This window comes from Anaerotignum sp., from assembly GCF_017483025.1.
In the GTDB taxonomy this organism is placed as follows: domain Bacteria; phylum Bacillota; class Clostridia; order Lachnospirales; family Anaerotignaceae; genus Anaerotignum_A.
Genome location: NZ_JAFUMA010000115.1, coordinates 1 through 13,349, shown reverse-complemented (window position 1 = coordinate 13,349; position 13,349 = coordinate 1). Strand labels below are relative to the sequence as shown.

Sequence of the window (13,349 nt, the reverse complement as noted above, 5' to 3'; positions counted from 1 at the left end):
CTGCACAATATTTTTCAAATGTAACTCTTGTAACTTCTACTGTCCACAAAAATCCCCGTTTTTCTGTAGCGGAAAAAGCACCAGTCTTTGTCCTTCCAGGTCTTCTCCGTGCAGCTCCACCGCCGTGATCCCCTTCCCATCGTAGGTCTTATAATAATAGATACCCCTCTCCAGATTGCAGCAGGAAGAATAGATGGTAATCTCATATTTTTCCTCCTCCAGGCGGACGCACCCCCGCTGCTGCTCCACCGACCCCAGGATATGGAAAAACTGGCTGACGCTCTCCTCCTCCCCCTCCCCGGAAACAGAATGGAGCTTTACAAAGGCTGCCCGAATGAAACGGGAAGCAGAGCTGAGATCTCCTGGCAGGCCAATAGCCCCCATCCCCCGGCTGAAAGGGCGCAGGTCGATGGTGTCAGAAAAGCGATTCTCCGCCAGTTCTGCCGTCAAGTTCAGATACTGGGTCAGGTTTTGCAGATGGAAGGGGAAGGGCGGATTATTGGTCAATACGCCTACAGGATTTTCGTATACCTCCAGTCCCTCCGCCGTGGCTTCCACGGTGATGCTTCTTTCTTTATCAGCGATCATCCAATGAAGAGGCGTGGGAGGCAGGAGCGGGCTGAAAGCTTCATCCGTCAGATTGATATTCCCTAGCAGAGCTTCCGCTTCCGCAACAGATGCACACTGGCCCAGCACCCAGGGGATAAAAGCCCAGGTGGGGATGTTATCTTTCTTTGGCAGAGGCTTTCCATAGACCGCATTTCCCGCAAACAGCAGCCCCGCCATAGCCAGCCCCTTTTCATTGACGGCATCATAATATAAAGGATACTCTTCGGAAACATGGGCCATACCAATAATGGCATAATGATGCTCCCAATTCGTCCCATTCGGGAAGGAAAACGGAAAATTGCGGGGCGTGATGGTGACGCTTTCCTCATAGGAACATTCAAAATCCAGATTCCTTCCGAAATAATGATCTTTGGTACGGTAAGTAACTGCTGTACACATAAAAAAGCCTCCTTTTGGATTATATTGTCCAAAAAGAGGCTTTTCTTTCATTAAAATACGTAATTGATTTCAAAGGACACCGCGCCCGTTTCCGGGGGAGCGATGATATCAGGAGACAGGTAGAACACAATGCCGTCCTCTGTCAAATAGAAATCCACTTTATCCAGGTTTTTCTCCAGCTTGCTCACGGCTTTGCTATAGAAAGCATCGGGATCTGTATCGATCAGTGCTGTGAAAGACATCATCCACAAATACTCCAGATCCTCTCTGCTGTCGGAAACCAGATCGCTGAGGGCACATTCCTTCCCGGTACTTAAATTGTAAGTATGGGAGAAATACCGTACCGTGTCGTCCTCCCCGTCATAGGAAGAAACAGACGACAGGAAAGAAGCATAGCCATTGCTTTTTCTAGTCAGCTCATAGGTACCCATATAGTAATAGGTACGGAAATTTTCGGGGTCATTTTCATATTCCTTCAGCGCTTTTTCCCCATATGCCTGCAGGAAGGCCTGACCCTGGCCATAAGTCTCATTGGCCATAGCGCCATTGATGGCTGCTGCCCCGGCGCCAGTGGAAACTTCATCGCATCTCAGCTCCACATTCAGAACCACTGTGCCATCAGGAGCCTTCACAGAAGAAGCATAGCCGCCGCTGAGGGGCGTTCCCTGCCATGTTTAGGAAGGGGTCTCCGGTTTTGTTGCAGGCGTGCCGCCTGCAGCGGTGATATCGATAACATAATCGATACCATCCCAGCCAACATTTGCACCAAGGCTTTCCGCCACGGCCCGCAAAGGCACCAGCGTACGGTCATTGATGATCTGGGCAGGCACCGCCATGGTATAGGCCAGCTGTCCATTTTTATACAGACCCGCTTCCCCGATGCGGAACAAAATCACGTCTGTATCATGGACTGCCACGACCGTCTGGCTGGGTTCATCCCAGACGACTTCCGCATCCAAAGCCTCGAAAATCTTTCGCATAGGCACCAGCGTACGGTCATCCTGAATAATGGGGGGCTGGTCAAAATTCAGTTTTTCTCCATCCACATATACGGTGATGGGCGGATGGGCAAAGGCAGGCACGCAGAAAGTCAGCGCCGCCAGAATCCCTAACAATATCTTCTTCATAGGATCAACCCTTATTTTCTTCGGCATATTTTGCAGCCAAACCCGCACAATGGATGATCATGGACATACAATTTTTCTTTCTTGCCTTGCCTTCCCAATCGCCGTGGGGGTTGGAAAGTTCAGAGCAGATCAGTGTGCCGTATTCTTCTTCGATTTCTTTTACCATTTTGCCAACAACGGGATAAATATCCTGCTGCAGTTCCTGGATACGTTCTGCCATGGTTTCCTTCGCCATGGGGTTTTCTCTGCCCACGATGCCGCTCAGTGCCATAACTGCCCCTGTGATGGCACCACAGGTATTTTTTGTATGGCCCATGCCGCCGCCGAAGCCTGTTGCCAGTTTTACCACTTCCTTAGGCAGGCCCATGTCGAAATTGTTCATCATAGCCGTCATGACACATTCAGAGCAGTTCAGGCCCTGTTTGAAACATTCTTTCGCTTCCTGTTCTACTTTTTCCACCAATGTCAGTTCTTTATTTTCATCCATATTGATTCCTCCTTCTACAAACTTTGACTTCATATTACCATAAAAAGTTGCAGAAGTCTTCAAACTTTCCCAAAAAACTGCGGAAAAAGCAGGCTATTCTCAGCAGATCCTGCCGCCGCCGATGACGATATCGCCATCATAAAGCACAACAGCCTGTCCTCTGGCAGGGGCCCGCACTGCTGTTTCAAAAAGAATACGCACCGTGCCGTCTGGATTGACAGAAGCCACCGCAGGCACTTCCTTTGCCCGATAGCGGATCATGGCCTGCACGGAAACAGGTTCCTTGGGCTCTTCCATGGCGATCCAGTTGAAATCCTCTGCCAGAAGCTCCTTTTTGTACAGATCCTCATCCCGTCCCAGAATGACTGTATTGGTCCTCGGGTCTTTTTCGCAGACATACAGCCGCTCCGCAGAAGGGATGCCCAAGCCTCTCCGCTGGCCGATGGTATAATGGACGATGCCCCGATGCTGCCCCAGGACATGGCCCTCTTTATCCAGAAAAGGGCCGCCGACGGGCTCTTTCCCACGGAATCGGGCAATAAAAGAAGCATATTCCCCATCGGGCACAAAACAGATATCCTGGCTATCCTGCTTGCGGGCATTGCGGAACCCATGGGCCTCTGCGATCTTTCGCACTGCTTCCTTGCTTTCCATTTCCCCCAGCGGGAAACGGATATGGGCAAGCTGCTCCTGTGTCAGGCTATAAAGGGCATAGCTTTGGTCTTTCGCCGCGTCTTTCCCCTTTTTCAACAGCCAGCGGCCCCGCTCCTCATCATAGGATACCCTGGCATAATGGCCCGTCACCAGAATATCGCAATCCAGCAGCTGCGCCCGCTGATACAGTTTTTCAAATTTCATATACCGGTTGCAGTCAATACAGGGATTGGGGGTGCCTCCTGCCTCATAAGTCTCTACGAAAGGTTCCATGACCTGCCGGCGAAAATCCTCTGTGAAATTGAACACATAATGGGGCATCCCCAAGCGAAAGGCCGCCTGCTCCGCATCCAAAACATCGGATACGGCGCAGCAGGTTTTTCCTCTTTCTATCCCCGCATCTTCATTCTGATATAATTTCATGGTAACGCCAATGCAATCATAGCCCGCCTCCTGCATCAGGGCGGCAGAAACAGAGCTGTCCACGCCGCCGCTCATGGCGATCATTGCTTTCTTCTTCATCCTCATCACGCTTTCCTATAGATTTGATAGGATATTAACACCATCCGCCTTCCCTGTCAAGAAGATACTGTTTTCCAATGCGAAGCCATGTATAGAAAAAGGACACTCCATAAGGAGTGTCCTTTCAAGTGCAAAGCTAATGCTCAACTCAATTTATGTAAAATTGAATTATTTGCCGCCTTTTGCTTTGTAAGCTTCGATACCTTTAGCCAGCAGTTCGATAGCACGAGCCAGGTCTTCAGCTTTCAGGATGTAAGCGATACGCAGTTCGTCTTTGCCCAGACCTTCTGTAGCATAGAAGCCTTCAGCGGGAGCGTACATTACTGTTTCGTTGTTGTCTCTGAATTCGTTCAGCAGGAACAGCAGCAGGTCTTCTGTAGATTCAACGGGCAGTTTGCATGTGATGTAGAATGCACCACCGGGGCATTTGCATACAACGCCGGGGATTTTCTGCAGAGCTTCGAAAGCTGTGTTTCTTCTGTGTTCATATTCAGCTCTTACATCGTTGAAGAAGTCAGCGGGCAGTTTGTACATTGCTGTAGCGCCAACCATGTCCAGTGTAGGAACGCACAGACGACCCATAGCGATCTTGTAAACCTGAGCCATGTATTCTTTGTTTTTGCAAACCAGGCAGCCGATACGAGCGCCGCAAGCGGAGAATCTCTTGGAAACGGAGTCGATGATGATAACTCTTTCTTCGATGTCAGCCAGCTGACCGAAGGATGTCATTTCTCTGCCGTCGTAAGCGAATTCTCTGTAAACTTCGTCAGCCAGGATCCACAGATCATGTTCTTTTGCGAAGTCAGCGATTACTCTCATGTCTTCTCTGGACAGGATGCAGCCTGTGGGGTTACCAGGGTTAACGATGGAGATCATTTTTGTTTTGTCTGTTACTACTGCTTCCAGTCTTTCTTTGATAGCGTATTTGTAACCTTCTTCAGCATATGTTGTGATGGGTTTGATAACGCCGTCAGCAGCCTGGATGAATGTCAGGTAGTTTGTGTAGTAGGGTTCGGGAACGATGATTTCGTCGCCGGGGTTGATCAGGGACAGGAATACCAGTGTCAGAGCTTCGGAACCGCCGTTTGTGATCAGAACGTCGTTTCTTTCCAGGTTCATATCGAATCTCTTGAAGTATTCAACGATAGCGTCCTGCAGTTCAGGCAGACCCCAAGAACCAGCGTAAGCCAGTACTTTCTGGTCGAAACCTTTTACTGCTTCCCAGAATACGGAAGGTGTTTCGATATCGGGCTGACCGATGTTCAGGTGGTAGATTTTAACGCCAGCTGCTTCAGCTGCTTCAGCCATAGGGTTGAATTTTCTGATAGGGGAGTTCTGCATTGCCTGCACTCTGTCGGAAATTCTCATGTTTTTCACTTCTCCTTTTAATTCATAGTTTTTGTATTTGAAGAACTGCGTACTCTTCTCGGAGGACTTTTCCAAACCGCTGCGCCCCATACATACCAACTACATCCTGAAAAAAAGTTCAGTATGTATCCAAAAGCACAACGAATTCCAGAAAATCCGCATCCGAATACATTATCAGTATACCACTTTTCCCGAGAAAGGCAAGAGGTACTGTGAAATTTTCTACAAACTCGCGTATTTTTGTATAGTATTTCGTACAGTTTTTCTTCGATTAAGAAAAAATGTCCAATCGTTCCTGCGAAAAAACCACAAATCAGACTGAAAAATAGTTCATTTTCGCTTTTTGAGGTGAAGGAAAATATTCTTTTCCTGTTAAAAATAAAAACTCAACAATATTTTTCCTCTTTTCCCCATATCCTTTGTTTTCTTCTCACAGGAAAAAACAAAAATCAAACTGTTATTTTTTTATTGAATTGAACGAAAAAAATCCCCTCTAAAAAAGAAGGGATCTCTCATTTTCCTCACTTGTCTGCCAAGACAGGGGTCTTCCCCCGGCTGCTGACAGACAACCCCAGAACTTCGGCGATATCTCTGGTTTTCAGATAGGTCACGCCGTCCCTGCGGATCAGCTCCACGGTATATTCCTTTTCATTATAAATGATGGTTTCTTTCTGCGCCATTTCTTCCTCCCTGTAGTCGATATCCTTCAGACGGAACCAATGGGTAAAGCTGCTTCCCGCCACTGTTCCCATGCGGACGCCGTAAGCACTGCCGTCTGCGGCGATATATCTGCCGTTTCCGATATAGATACCGATATGCCCTTTTTTCAAGACTGCCGCCCCAATGGGCGCCTGATTCACAGTAGAAATGGGGAAAACCGTTTCCGCCGTATCATGATAGCCCTGGGAATTGCGCTGGATGCCTGTCCCCCAGGAGATCAGCCCGCTGCAATCCACACAGACCTGCCCAATCTTATTTACGTCGCTGTCCCAGACCAGAGGGCCAAATAAGATCTTCAGTCGGTCGTAGGTTTCCTTCGTCAGCACATCCCCCTTCATGCCATAAACATAGGCGGTGCCCAGCTTGCTTCTGGCAAAGGCCACTAATTCCTTTCCCGTCATTGATTTTCCCCCTTTTCCGCCGTCTTTTCCGTTGCCTTCTGATGCTGTGTGCCAAAATAGAAGGCAATGACGATGGAAAAAATATTCAGAAACTGTCCGCCGTCGATGCGATCATAGATGGCCAAAAAAGAAAACACCACCGTCAGCAGGATCGTTACGATACTTTTTACCGTCAGAAGGTTCCCCAGTATCTCTTTCCATTCCTTGTTCATCTTTCATTCCACTTTCTTTCCTTAATATACCCCTTGTCTCAGTCGTGTGCCGTTTTGTTCAGATGCTTTTCCAGTTTCTGATAGGCGTCGCTTACATTTCCGTTGGCCCCCAGCTGCTTCAGCCCGTCCAGAGTTGCCAGAAGTCCGTAGCACATGATGCACTGCTCCTTCTTGATGTTCTCGATCTCCGCCTCCTGCTGCTTTTGCTGCTCCATCCAGCGAAAGCTTTTGTAAAGCATGGCGCCCACAGTGCCGAAGGCCCCAAGGATGGTGGCCAGCCGGATGATGGTATCTGCTGTCAGATACAAAAAAATCCCTCCTCTCTGATGTTTTGTTTTTCTTCATCATAAAGGAAGGATGGTATACGATAGTCTCAACTTTTCTTTTTAAAAAATCTATATACAAAAAAAGTGACTATCTTTCGATAATCTCTTTTTTATTACGGAATTGTCGGGTTCCCCTCTTCGCAATAAAAAAGGAACACCGCATGGTGTTCCTTTTTCATTACGGAGATGGAGGGATTTGAACAGGCCCACCTCGAAACATAGTCGTTCATTTTCCTTCTCTTCGTTCAGTCGATGAACTCCTTGTTTCTCGCAGTTTCGGACTCCCTTCTTCTGCCACCGGCAGCGGTCGTCCTCAACTCCCGCGCCACCGTGGCGCACAGGGTTCATTTCTTTCTGAAAAACAAAAAAGAGACTATCTTTCGATAATCTCTTTTTTATTACGGAGATGGAGGGATTTGAACCCTCGCGCCACGTTAATGACCTATACCCTTAGCAGGGGCACCTCTTCAGCCTCTTGAGTACATCTCCACAAAATGCCTACTGCAGGAACTAGTATACTATAAGTCAATATATTTGTCAAACATTTTTTATTGGAAAATAAAAGAAATGTTTCGACATAGAATTGCAGAGGTCGCAGGTTCATGCAAATACTCGAAACAACAAAAAAGGAATACCATAAGGTATTCCTTTTTTTGTTGAATTGCGGAGGCCGGATTTGAACCGACGACCTCCGGGTTATGAGCCCGACGAGCTACCGGACTGCTCTACTCCGCGTCAGTATAAAAGAGTGGGCGGAGAAGGATTCGAACCTTCGAAGCTATCGCAACAGATTTACAGTCTGCCCCCTTTGGCCGCTCGGGAATCCACCCACATAAGAAAAAAGCCGATGATCGGACTCGAACCGATAACCTGCTGATTACAAGTCAGCTGCTCTGCCAATTGAGCCACATCGGCGTAACTCGTACTGAGTACAGATGATATATTACCATCGTTTTGTCCATTCGTCAAGCACTTTTTTTGCAATTTTTTAATTTTTTTTAAAAAAATTTCGAGAATGATCGTAAAATACTGAATAAATAAGTCTGCATGAACCGCAAAACCGCCACCAGGCTCGCCAGGTAACACCCCAGTTCGATGGGCTTCTGCATGAAATTATTCTGCCATTTTGCTGACATAGCTTCTAAAATAGACTGGATGCAGAGGATCACGAACAGCTGCCCCGCCAATGCCAAAAACCCATCCATTTCGCCCACTCCTTCCCGAAAATCTTCATAATATCTTATGATTTTCCCCCTTTTCAAATGCAAAATTTAAGCGCATAATATAGGTTGAAATAGTATTGTATAAAATTTCCTCTAAGGGAGGTTTGGATATGAAAAAGAAAATGGCAAAATATTTCCTTGGCTTTTTCGGTGCCATCGGCGCAGCTCTTGCAGGCCTTGCGGGCTATCAGAAGCTTTGCCTGAAAAAAGCTCAAAAGAAAAAAGATGAGACCCATTTCATGGAAACATATGAAACGGAAGAAGGCCCCATCGCCTATCGTTCCCTGGGCCATGGCAGACCCCTGCTGCTGGTACACAGCGTGATGCTGGGGGCATCCTGCCGCGAATGGGATGATGCGATCGAATCTCTGGCGGAGACTTACCATGTTTACGCTGTGGATCTGCCCGGCTTCGGCAATTCCTTCTGCCCCGAAAAACCCTGGACAGCATATCAGTATGCAAATTTCCTCCACGGGTTCATTGAAAACGTGGTAAAACGCCCCGTCTGCTTCTGCGGCGCCAACGCAGGCGCCGATTTCGGCCTGATTTTATCCATGCTGCATCCTGATGATATCCGCCGCATGGTGATGATCTCCCCCGAAGGCATCGGCAAGGGCTTCGCAACCGATGAAGATACAAAACCCCTGTCTCTGCTCCTTTCCCCCGTGGCGGGCACCCAGAAATTTCTCATGGGCACCTCCAAAGGGAAGATCAAAGCCGCTCTGGAAGATGCTTTCTACGCAAAGGAAAACATCTCTTCCGAACTGGTGCAGAGATACGCGGATGCTGCCCGCTTTGGCAGCCATGCCCAGGCGACCTTCGCAGGTATCTCCACTCGCTTCTATGCCGCTGATACCAAGCCCGCCTTTGAAAAGCTTTCCATCCCCTTCCTGATGATCTGGGGCGAGGAAAACAAAACAAACCCCACAGAGCATTTCGATACGGCGGAAAAAATGAAGGACTTTGGCTCCTTCGCCCTCTTCGAAAACACAGGCGCACTGCCCCATTTGGAAAACAGCAAGGCCTTTCTGGATAATGTAAAGGAATTTTTGAAATAAGGAGAAACACTATGCACTGGACTGAAATTCCCGGTCTTTCTCAGGCAGATATGGAAGAATTTTTCCACAACGCCATGAAACCCGGTTCCTATCTGAAACACCACGGCGTCATCCCCCGCATGGACCCCCGCTTCGTTGCCTGCGATTTTGCAAAAGGCACTGCCGAATTTGCCTATGATGTGCAGGAATGGGAGCTGAACCCCGAAGATATCATCCACGGCGGCATGACTTCCACAGCTCTGGATACTTCCATGGGCTCTCTGGCCCATTATTATACCCACCTGAGTGCCCCCACCGTTGTAACCGTAACGATGAATGTCTCTTTCCTGAAGCCCATCGCTCTGGGGGATACTTTCCACGTAAAATGCCAGCTGGATTCCCTGGGACGCACCCTGGCAACAGTCAAAGCGGAAGTGCGTCTGGAAAAGGGCGACGTTCTGGCATGCATCGCCACAGCCACATTCATGGCTGTCAATGAATAAGGAGGTGGGAAAAATGACATTGATCACATTAAAAGACGGGGTCAACTCTCAGGAAAATATGGAGCAGTGGCTTTCCCAGCTGGGACACCCCGATAACCCCATTTCCAATTGCGGCGTGCTGGCCCGCCTGCATCCCCAGTTCGTTTCCTGCGACTTTGCAAACAGAGAAGCCTGCATTGCTTTTGAGGCTCTGGAATGGGAACTGAACCCCGGCGGCAGTCTCCATGGCGGTATTCTGATGACCTGCTTCGATGTTTCCTTTGGCCTGACCTGCCATTATTTTGCAAAACAGCATATGGTCACCACTGTCAACCTGACAACCACCTTCCTGAAGCCTGTCCTTCTGGGGGATTTCGTACATTATCATATCAAGATCACCCACCTGGGGCGTACCCTCATCAGCATGACAGCAGAGGGGAAAATAAATCGAAATGGCAAGGAAGTGCTGGTCGGTACAGCCACAGCAACGTTCATGAAGCTGGATAAGACCTTTGAAAGAGAGATTTAAATAAAAAAAGCGCCTTAACAATGTGGCTTTTGCCCCACTGCATAAGGTGCTTTTATTTTTTATTCTTCCTCTTCCCCGGGAACATATTGCAGCAGATCATCCGTGGTGCAATCCAGTGCATAGCAGATGCGGGCAAGGATATCCAAGTCCATTTTTTCCACTTCACCCTTATACCATTTGCTGACCACCTCAAAGCGGGCATCGATGAGCTTTGCCAGCTGGTTTCTGCTGATGCCGATCTCGTCCATCACTTCTTTTAACCTGAGCTCCACTCTGCCATAATCCGCACGGATCAAAACAGGCCTTTCCTTCATGCCGTTCCCTCCTGTTCGTAACGTTCTATATAGTAACCATTATAAAACGTTACAACAAAGAAATCAAGCGGATGCCTGCCCATTTCTGCGGATACGGATGACGATCTCGCAGCCCTCCTCGTCCTGCTTATCCTCATAAACCACATCCATTCCAGACCTGCGGATGACTTCCACGCTCTGCTTGATGGTGTTGGTGAAAAGGCGAAAATCCGAGGAACGGACATATCGCTTTTCCCGCTGCTCCCCCTTTTCCACGGGGCGGGGGCGCATTTCCTCCAGCGTCGCCTCCACCAGTTCTTCCGTTTTCTTCACATTCATTTCTTCCTGTACCATCTGGGCAAGAACGAACAACCGCGTCTCTTCATCAGGCAGCTTCAAAAGGGCCCGGGCGTGGCGCTCTGTGAAATGATATTCCAGGAGCAGCTTTTTCACGCTGTCCTCCAGTTTTAAAACCCGCAGCTTATTGGCGATGGAGGACTGACTTTTGGAAAGCTTCACCGCCAGCTCCTCCTGGGTCAGGCCGTAATCCTCCATCATATTTTTATAGCCCTCTGCCTCTTCCAAAAAACTCAAATTCTGCCTTTGGATATTTTCGATAAAGGCCATGACGGCGCTATCGCTGTCGCTGACCTGCATCAAAATAGCGGGGATGGTCTCCAATCCTGCCATTTCCGATGCCCGCAGGCGGCGTTCCCCTGCCACCAGTTCATAATAGCCGCCGCTCATTTTCCGTACCGTGATAGGCTGCAGCACGCCATAGGCTTTGATGCTTTCCGAAAGTTCTTCCAATGCCGCACGGTTGAAATATTTTCTGGGCTGATAGGGGTTAGACCGTATCTTATCAATAGGTAGCTGAAAGACCACCTTATCCTTCTTCAAGCGCATTTCCGAAAATTTCAAAACTTCCATATATATTACCTCCTTTTTTCGTGGGACACTGTCCCACACCCTGGCGGGGAAATCATTTCCCTGCACCCTGAATGGCACAAAATATTGCATATTTTTTGCGGGAAAAATATTTTTATTTTCTTTTCTACATGATATCACGGCAATTTTCTTCTCCGAAAAAAAGCGTTCCACAAAAAAAAGCCCATATCGACACAATACGCATCGATACGAGCTTTTCTTTTATTTTAATGGGTCTTTTTTAATCTTTCCGGCGTTTCTGGGGTATTTCTTAGGCGTAGGAGCAACCTTCTCGATGAATACCAGTTTATGGGACAGGTCTGTATATGGAATCGTCACATCCTTGATTTCCACCAGTCTGCCGCCCAGCTTTTTCAGGGCGCCTGCCGCCTGTTCCACTTCCGCCTCCGCATCGGGGCCTTTCAGGGCCGCCAGCTGACCGCCGACCTTAATGAAAGGCAGACAATATTCACTCAGCACCGCCAGATTCGCCACCGCACGAGAAACGCACAGGTCGAACTGTTCTCTGTAATCGGGGTTCTGACCGCCGTCTTCCGCTCTGCTGTGGACATATTCCACGCCGTCCAATTTCAGCTGTGTGCCCACTTCCTGCAGGAAACCGATACGCTTCTGCAGGGAATCCAGCAGTGTCATTTCCACCTCAGGCTTTGCAATTTTCACGGGGATACCGGGAAAACCGGCACCAGTACCCACATCGATGACCTGCATGCCTTCTTTCCATTCCACCCAGGGCACCAGGCTCAGGCAGTCTGCAAAATGCTTCAGCACCACATCTCTGTGTTCTGTAATGGCTGTCAGGTTCATTTTTTCATTCCATTCCAGCAGGAGGGAAAGATATGTCATAAACTGTTCCAGCTGGGCTTCGCTTAAGGAAACGCCCATCTGTTCACAGCAATCCTTGAGTAATGCTTTGTTTTCCACGGTTTATTCCTTCCCTTCTCTTTCAATACTGAAAATCTTCCATTTGCCATAGGAATCCGGCTCCGCCACCATGCGAAAGGAGAAAATTTCTCCATCCTGATTATTTCTGGTAACAGAAACCGTGCGGATGCCATTTTTGCTTTCGTCGGCAAAGCAATGATATTCCTTCAAATCCTTCAAAAAGCCTTCCATTTCTTCATAATCCACCACTTCCGCTACCTTGCTTGAAAAATAGCCCATGGCTTCCTCTTTTTTCCCGCTTTCCACCGCCTGCAGGAAGGAACGCAATGTCCCTCTGGGGTTGGGCAGGGAAACGTAAGCAGGCTTGCGATTATCGAAAACGGCATCCTCCAGGGAAAATGTCCCCTTGGGCAGATGCAGTTTCTTTTCGCCCCGCTTTATCTGTCTGTTATTTTCATTCCATGGCAGAAAAAATCCTGTCATAGCATCACATCCAATTCTACTTTTGTTATTTGCTCCGCTTCATCTGTTCCATGTAGATGAGCAATACGGAAATATCCGCAGGGGAAACCCCTGTGATACGGCTGGCCTGTCCTAAGTTCTGGGGGCGTACCAGATTCAGCTTCTGTCTTGCTTCCAGTCTCAGACCCTGAATGGTTTCATAATCCAGATCCTGGGGAAGCAGTCTGCCTTCCAGCTTCTTGAACTGTTCCACCTGTTTCAACTGTTGGTCAATATAGCCTGCATATTTGATCTGAATATTCACCTGTTCCCGTACATCCGCAGGCAGTTCGGGTCTTTCGGGGTCGATTTCCGCCAGGGCATCATAGGTCAGCTGAGGGCGTTTGATCAGATCAGAAAGGCGCGCGCCATTCTTAATAGGTGCTGTGTTGTTTCTTTCCAGAACAGCCAGCACTGCTTCGCTGGGGCCCATGGTCACGCCGTGAACACGTTCGATCTCTTCTTTTACCAGTCTTTCTTTTTCTCTCAATGCTTCATATCTTTCATCGGAGATCAGACCGATTTCGTGGCCGATGGGGGTCAGTCTCTGGTCGGCATTATCCTGACGCAGCAGCTGGCGGAATTCCGCACGGCTGGTCATCATTCTGTAGGGTTCTCTTGTGCCTTTG

At 48.5% G+C, this 13,349-nt stretch carries 17 protein-coding genes, 4 tRNA genes and 1 pseudogene; 3 read left to right on the top strand and 19 right to left on the bottom strand.

The window, feature by feature from the left end:
- Window positions 1-36: 36 nt before the first annotated feature.
- From bsh to IJ369_RS09965, 14 genes are all read right to left on the bottom strand, one after another.
- On the bottom strand, window positions 37-1,008 hold the full coding sequence (bsh, locus tag IJ369_RS10030) for a choloylglycine hydrolase (protein ID WP_290718648.1): 972 nt from the start codon (window positions 1,006-1,008) through the stop codon (window positions 37-39).
- A 50-nt stretch (window positions 1,009-1,058) separates the two neighbouring features.
- Window positions 1,059-1,640 (bottom strand): RsiV family protein, encoded by a 582-nt coding sequence (locus tag IJ369_RS10025; RefSeq protein WP_290718646.1) that lies wholly within the window; start codon window positions 1,638-1,640, stop codon window positions 1,059-1,061.
- A 42-nt stretch (window positions 1,641-1,682) separates the two neighbouring features.
- Window positions 1,683-2,135 (bottom strand): copper amine oxidase N-terminal domain-containing protein, encoded by a 453-nt coding sequence (locus IJ369_RS10020; protein WP_290718644.1) that lies wholly within the window; start codon window positions 2,133-2,135, stop codon window positions 1,683-1,685.
- A 4-nt stretch (window positions 2,136-2,139) separates the two neighbouring features.
- Window positions 2,140-2,622, bottom strand: a complete 483-nt coding sequence (locus IJ369_RS10015) for a C-GCAxxG-C-C family protein (RefSeq protein ID WP_290718642.1) — start codon at window positions 2,620-2,622, stop codon at window positions 2,140-2,142.
- Between the two features lie 99 nt (window positions 2,623-2,721).
- Window positions 2,722-3,798 (bottom strand): tRNA 2-thiouridine(34) synthase MnmA, encoded by a 1,077-nt coding sequence (mnmA, locus tag IJ369_RS10010; RefSeq protein WP_290718640.1) that lies wholly within the window; start codon window positions 3,796-3,798, stop codon window positions 2,722-2,724.
- Window positions 3,799-3,966: 168 nt separating this feature from the next.
- Complete coding sequence (locus IJ369_RS10005; protein WP_290718638.1) at window positions 3,967-5,166, bottom strand: pyridoxal phosphate-dependent aminotransferase; 1,200 nt, start codon at window positions 5,164-5,166, stop codon at window positions 3,967-3,969.
- Between the two features lie 521 nt (window positions 5,167-5,687).
- Window positions 5,688-6,287 (bottom strand): NlpC/P60 family protein, encoded by a 600-nt coding sequence (locus IJ369_RS10000; RefSeq protein WP_290718636.1) that lies wholly within the window; start codon window positions 6,285-6,287, stop codon window positions 5,688-5,690.
- Window positions 6,284-6,499 carry a hypothetical protein gene (locus IJ369_RS09995; protein ID WP_290718634.1) on the bottom strand — a complete coding sequence of 72 codons (216 nt, stop codon included), beginning with the start codon at window positions 6,497-6,499 and terminating at the stop codon, window positions 6,284-6,286. The genes IJ369_RS10000 and IJ369_RS09995 overlap by 4 nt, the downstream gene beginning before the upstream one ends.
- Before the next feature lie 38 nt (window positions 6,500-6,537).
- On the bottom strand, window positions 6,538-6,807 hold the full coding sequence (locus IJ369_RS09990; RefSeq protein WP_290718632.1) for a branched-chain amino acid ABC transporter permease: 270 nt from the start codon (window positions 6,805-6,807) through the stop codon (window positions 6,538-6,540).
- Between the two features lie 419 nt (window positions 6,808-7,226).
- Window positions 7,227-7,314 (bottom strand) — tRNA-Ser (locus IJ369_RS09985).
- 172 nt (window positions 7,315-7,486) lie between these two features.
- Window positions 7,487-7,560: transfer RNA gene (locus IJ369_RS09980), tRNA-Met, on the bottom strand.
- Window positions 7,561-7,574: 14 nt separating this feature from the next.
- Window positions 7,575-7,655 (bottom strand) — tRNA-Tyr (locus IJ369_RS09975).
- 12 nt (window positions 7,656-7,667) lie between these two features.
- Window positions 7,668-7,740, bottom strand: a tRNA-Thr gene (locus IJ369_RS09970).
- Between the two features lie 83 nt (window positions 7,741-7,823).
- Window positions 7,824-8,030: a hypothetical protein gene (locus IJ369_RS09965; RefSeq protein ID WP_290718630.1), complete on the bottom strand. Its 207-nt coding sequence runs from the start codon at window positions 8,028-8,030 to the stop codon at window positions 7,824-7,826.
- Window positions 8,031-8,158: 128 nt separating this feature from the next.
- Between IJ369_RS09965 and IJ369_RS09960 the strand changes: the two genes are divergently transcribed.
- From IJ369_RS09960 to IJ369_RS09950, 3 genes are read left to right on the top strand one after another with little or no spacing between them, the layout of a single operon-like run.
- Entirely contained in the window at window positions 8,159-9,106 is a 948-nt protein-coding gene (locus IJ369_RS09960) for an alpha/beta fold hydrolase (protein WP_290718628.1), read from the top strand.
- An 11-nt stretch (window positions 9,107-9,117) separates the two neighbouring features.
- Window positions 9,118-9,588, top strand: a complete 471-nt coding sequence (locus tag IJ369_RS09955; protein ID WP_290718626.1) for a PaaI family thioesterase — start codon at window positions 9,118-9,120, stop codon at window positions 9,586-9,588.
- Between the two features lie 13 nt (window positions 9,589-9,601).
- Window positions 9,602-10,096 (top strand): PaaI family thioesterase, encoded by a 495-nt coding sequence (locus IJ369_RS09950; protein ID WP_290718624.1) that lies wholly within the window; start codon window positions 9,602-9,604, stop codon window positions 10,094-10,096.
- 59 nt (window positions 10,097-10,155) lie between these two features.
- Here the strand turns inward: IJ369_RS09950 and IJ369_RS09945 are convergent, their stop codons facing one another.
- The 5 genes and pseudogenes from IJ369_RS09945 to IJ369_RS09925 all read right to left on the bottom strand — a co-directional run.
- Window positions 10,156-10,410, bottom strand: coding sequence for a helix-turn-helix domain-containing protein (locus tag IJ369_RS09945; protein WP_290718622.1), 255 nt, complete (start codon window positions 10,408-10,410; stop codon window positions 10,156-10,158).
- A gap of 63 nt (window positions 10,411-10,473) precedes the next feature.
- A complete protein-coding gene (gene noc, locus IJ369_RS09940) occupies window positions 10,474-11,319 on the bottom strand; it encodes a nucleoid occlusion protein (protein ID WP_290718620.1) in 846 nt (281 codons plus the stop codon).
- Window positions 11,320-11,538: 219 nt separating this feature from the next.
- The gene (rsmG, locus tag IJ369_RS09935) at window positions 11,539-12,258 is read right to left on the bottom strand and encodes a 16S rRNA (guanine(527)-N(7))-methyltransferase RsmG (protein ID WP_290718618.1); all 720 of its coding nucleotides are present in this window, start codon (window positions 12,256-12,258) and stop codon (window positions 11,539-11,541) included.
- A gap of 3 nt (window positions 12,259-12,261) precedes the next feature.
- Entirely contained in the window at window positions 12,262-12,702 is a 441-nt protein-coding gene (locus IJ369_RS09930) for a hypothetical protein (RefSeq protein ID WP_290718616.1), read from the bottom strand.
- 25 nt (window positions 12,703-12,727) lie between these two features.
- Window positions 12,728-13,349: pseudogene (locus IJ369_RS09925) on the bottom strand (tRNA uridine-5-carboxymethylaminomethyl(34) synthesis enzyme MnmG); the annotation flags it as partial.

Coding starts and splice junctions, on each gene's coding strand:
- IJ369_RS09960 (WP_290718628.1), top strand. CDS start 8,159: ATGAAAAAGAAAATGGCAAAATATTTCCTTGGCTTTTTCGGTGCCATC.
- IJ369_RS10005 (WP_290718638.1), bottom strand. CDS start 5,166: ATGAGAATTTCCGACAGAGTGCAGGCAATGCAGAACTCCCCTATCAGA.
- noc (WP_290718620.1), bottom strand. CDS start 11,319: ATGGAAGTTTTGAAATTTTCGGAAATGCGCTTGAAGAAGGATAAGGTG.
- IJ369_RS10020 (WP_290718644.1), bottom strand. CDS start 2,135: ATGAAGAAGATATTGTTAGGGATTCTGGCGGCGCTGACTTTCTGCGTG.
- bsh (WP_290718648.1), bottom strand. CDS start 1,008: ATGTGTACAGCAGTTACTTACCGTACCAAAGATCATTATTTCGGAAGG.
- IJ369_RS10015 (WP_290718642.1), bottom strand. CDS start 2,622: ATGGATGAAAATAAAGAACTGACATTGGTGGAAAAAGTAGAACAGGAA.
- IJ369_RS09950 (WP_290718624.1), top strand. CDS start 9,602: ATGACATTGATCACATTAAAAGACGGGGTCAACTCTCAGGAAAATATG.
- IJ369_RS10000 (WP_290718636.1), bottom strand. CDS start 6,287: ATGACGGGAAAGGAATTAGTGGCCTTTGCCAGAAGCAAGCTGGGCACC.
- IJ369_RS09995 (WP_290718634.1), bottom strand. CDS start 6,499: ATGAACAAGGAATGGAAAGAGATACTGGGGAACCTTCTGACGGTAAAA.
- IJ369_RS09945 (WP_290718622.1), bottom strand. CDS start 10,410: ATGAAGGAAAGGCCTGTTTTGATCCGTGCGGATTATGGCAGAGTGGAG.
- IJ369_RS09930 (WP_290718616.1), bottom strand. CDS start 12,702: ATGACAGGATTTTTTCTGCCATGGAATGAAAATAACAGACAGATAAAG.
- mnmA (WP_290718640.1), bottom strand. CDS start 3,798: ATGAAGAAGAAAGCAATGATCGCCATGAGCGGCGGCGTGGACAGCTCT.
- IJ369_RS09965 (WP_290718630.1), bottom strand. CDS start 8,030: ATGGATGGGTTTTTGGCATTGGCGGGGCAGCTGTTCGTGATCCTCTGC.
- IJ369_RS09955 (WP_290718626.1), top strand. CDS start 9,118: ATGCACTGGACTGAAATTCCCGGTCTTTCTCAGGCAGATATGGAAGAA.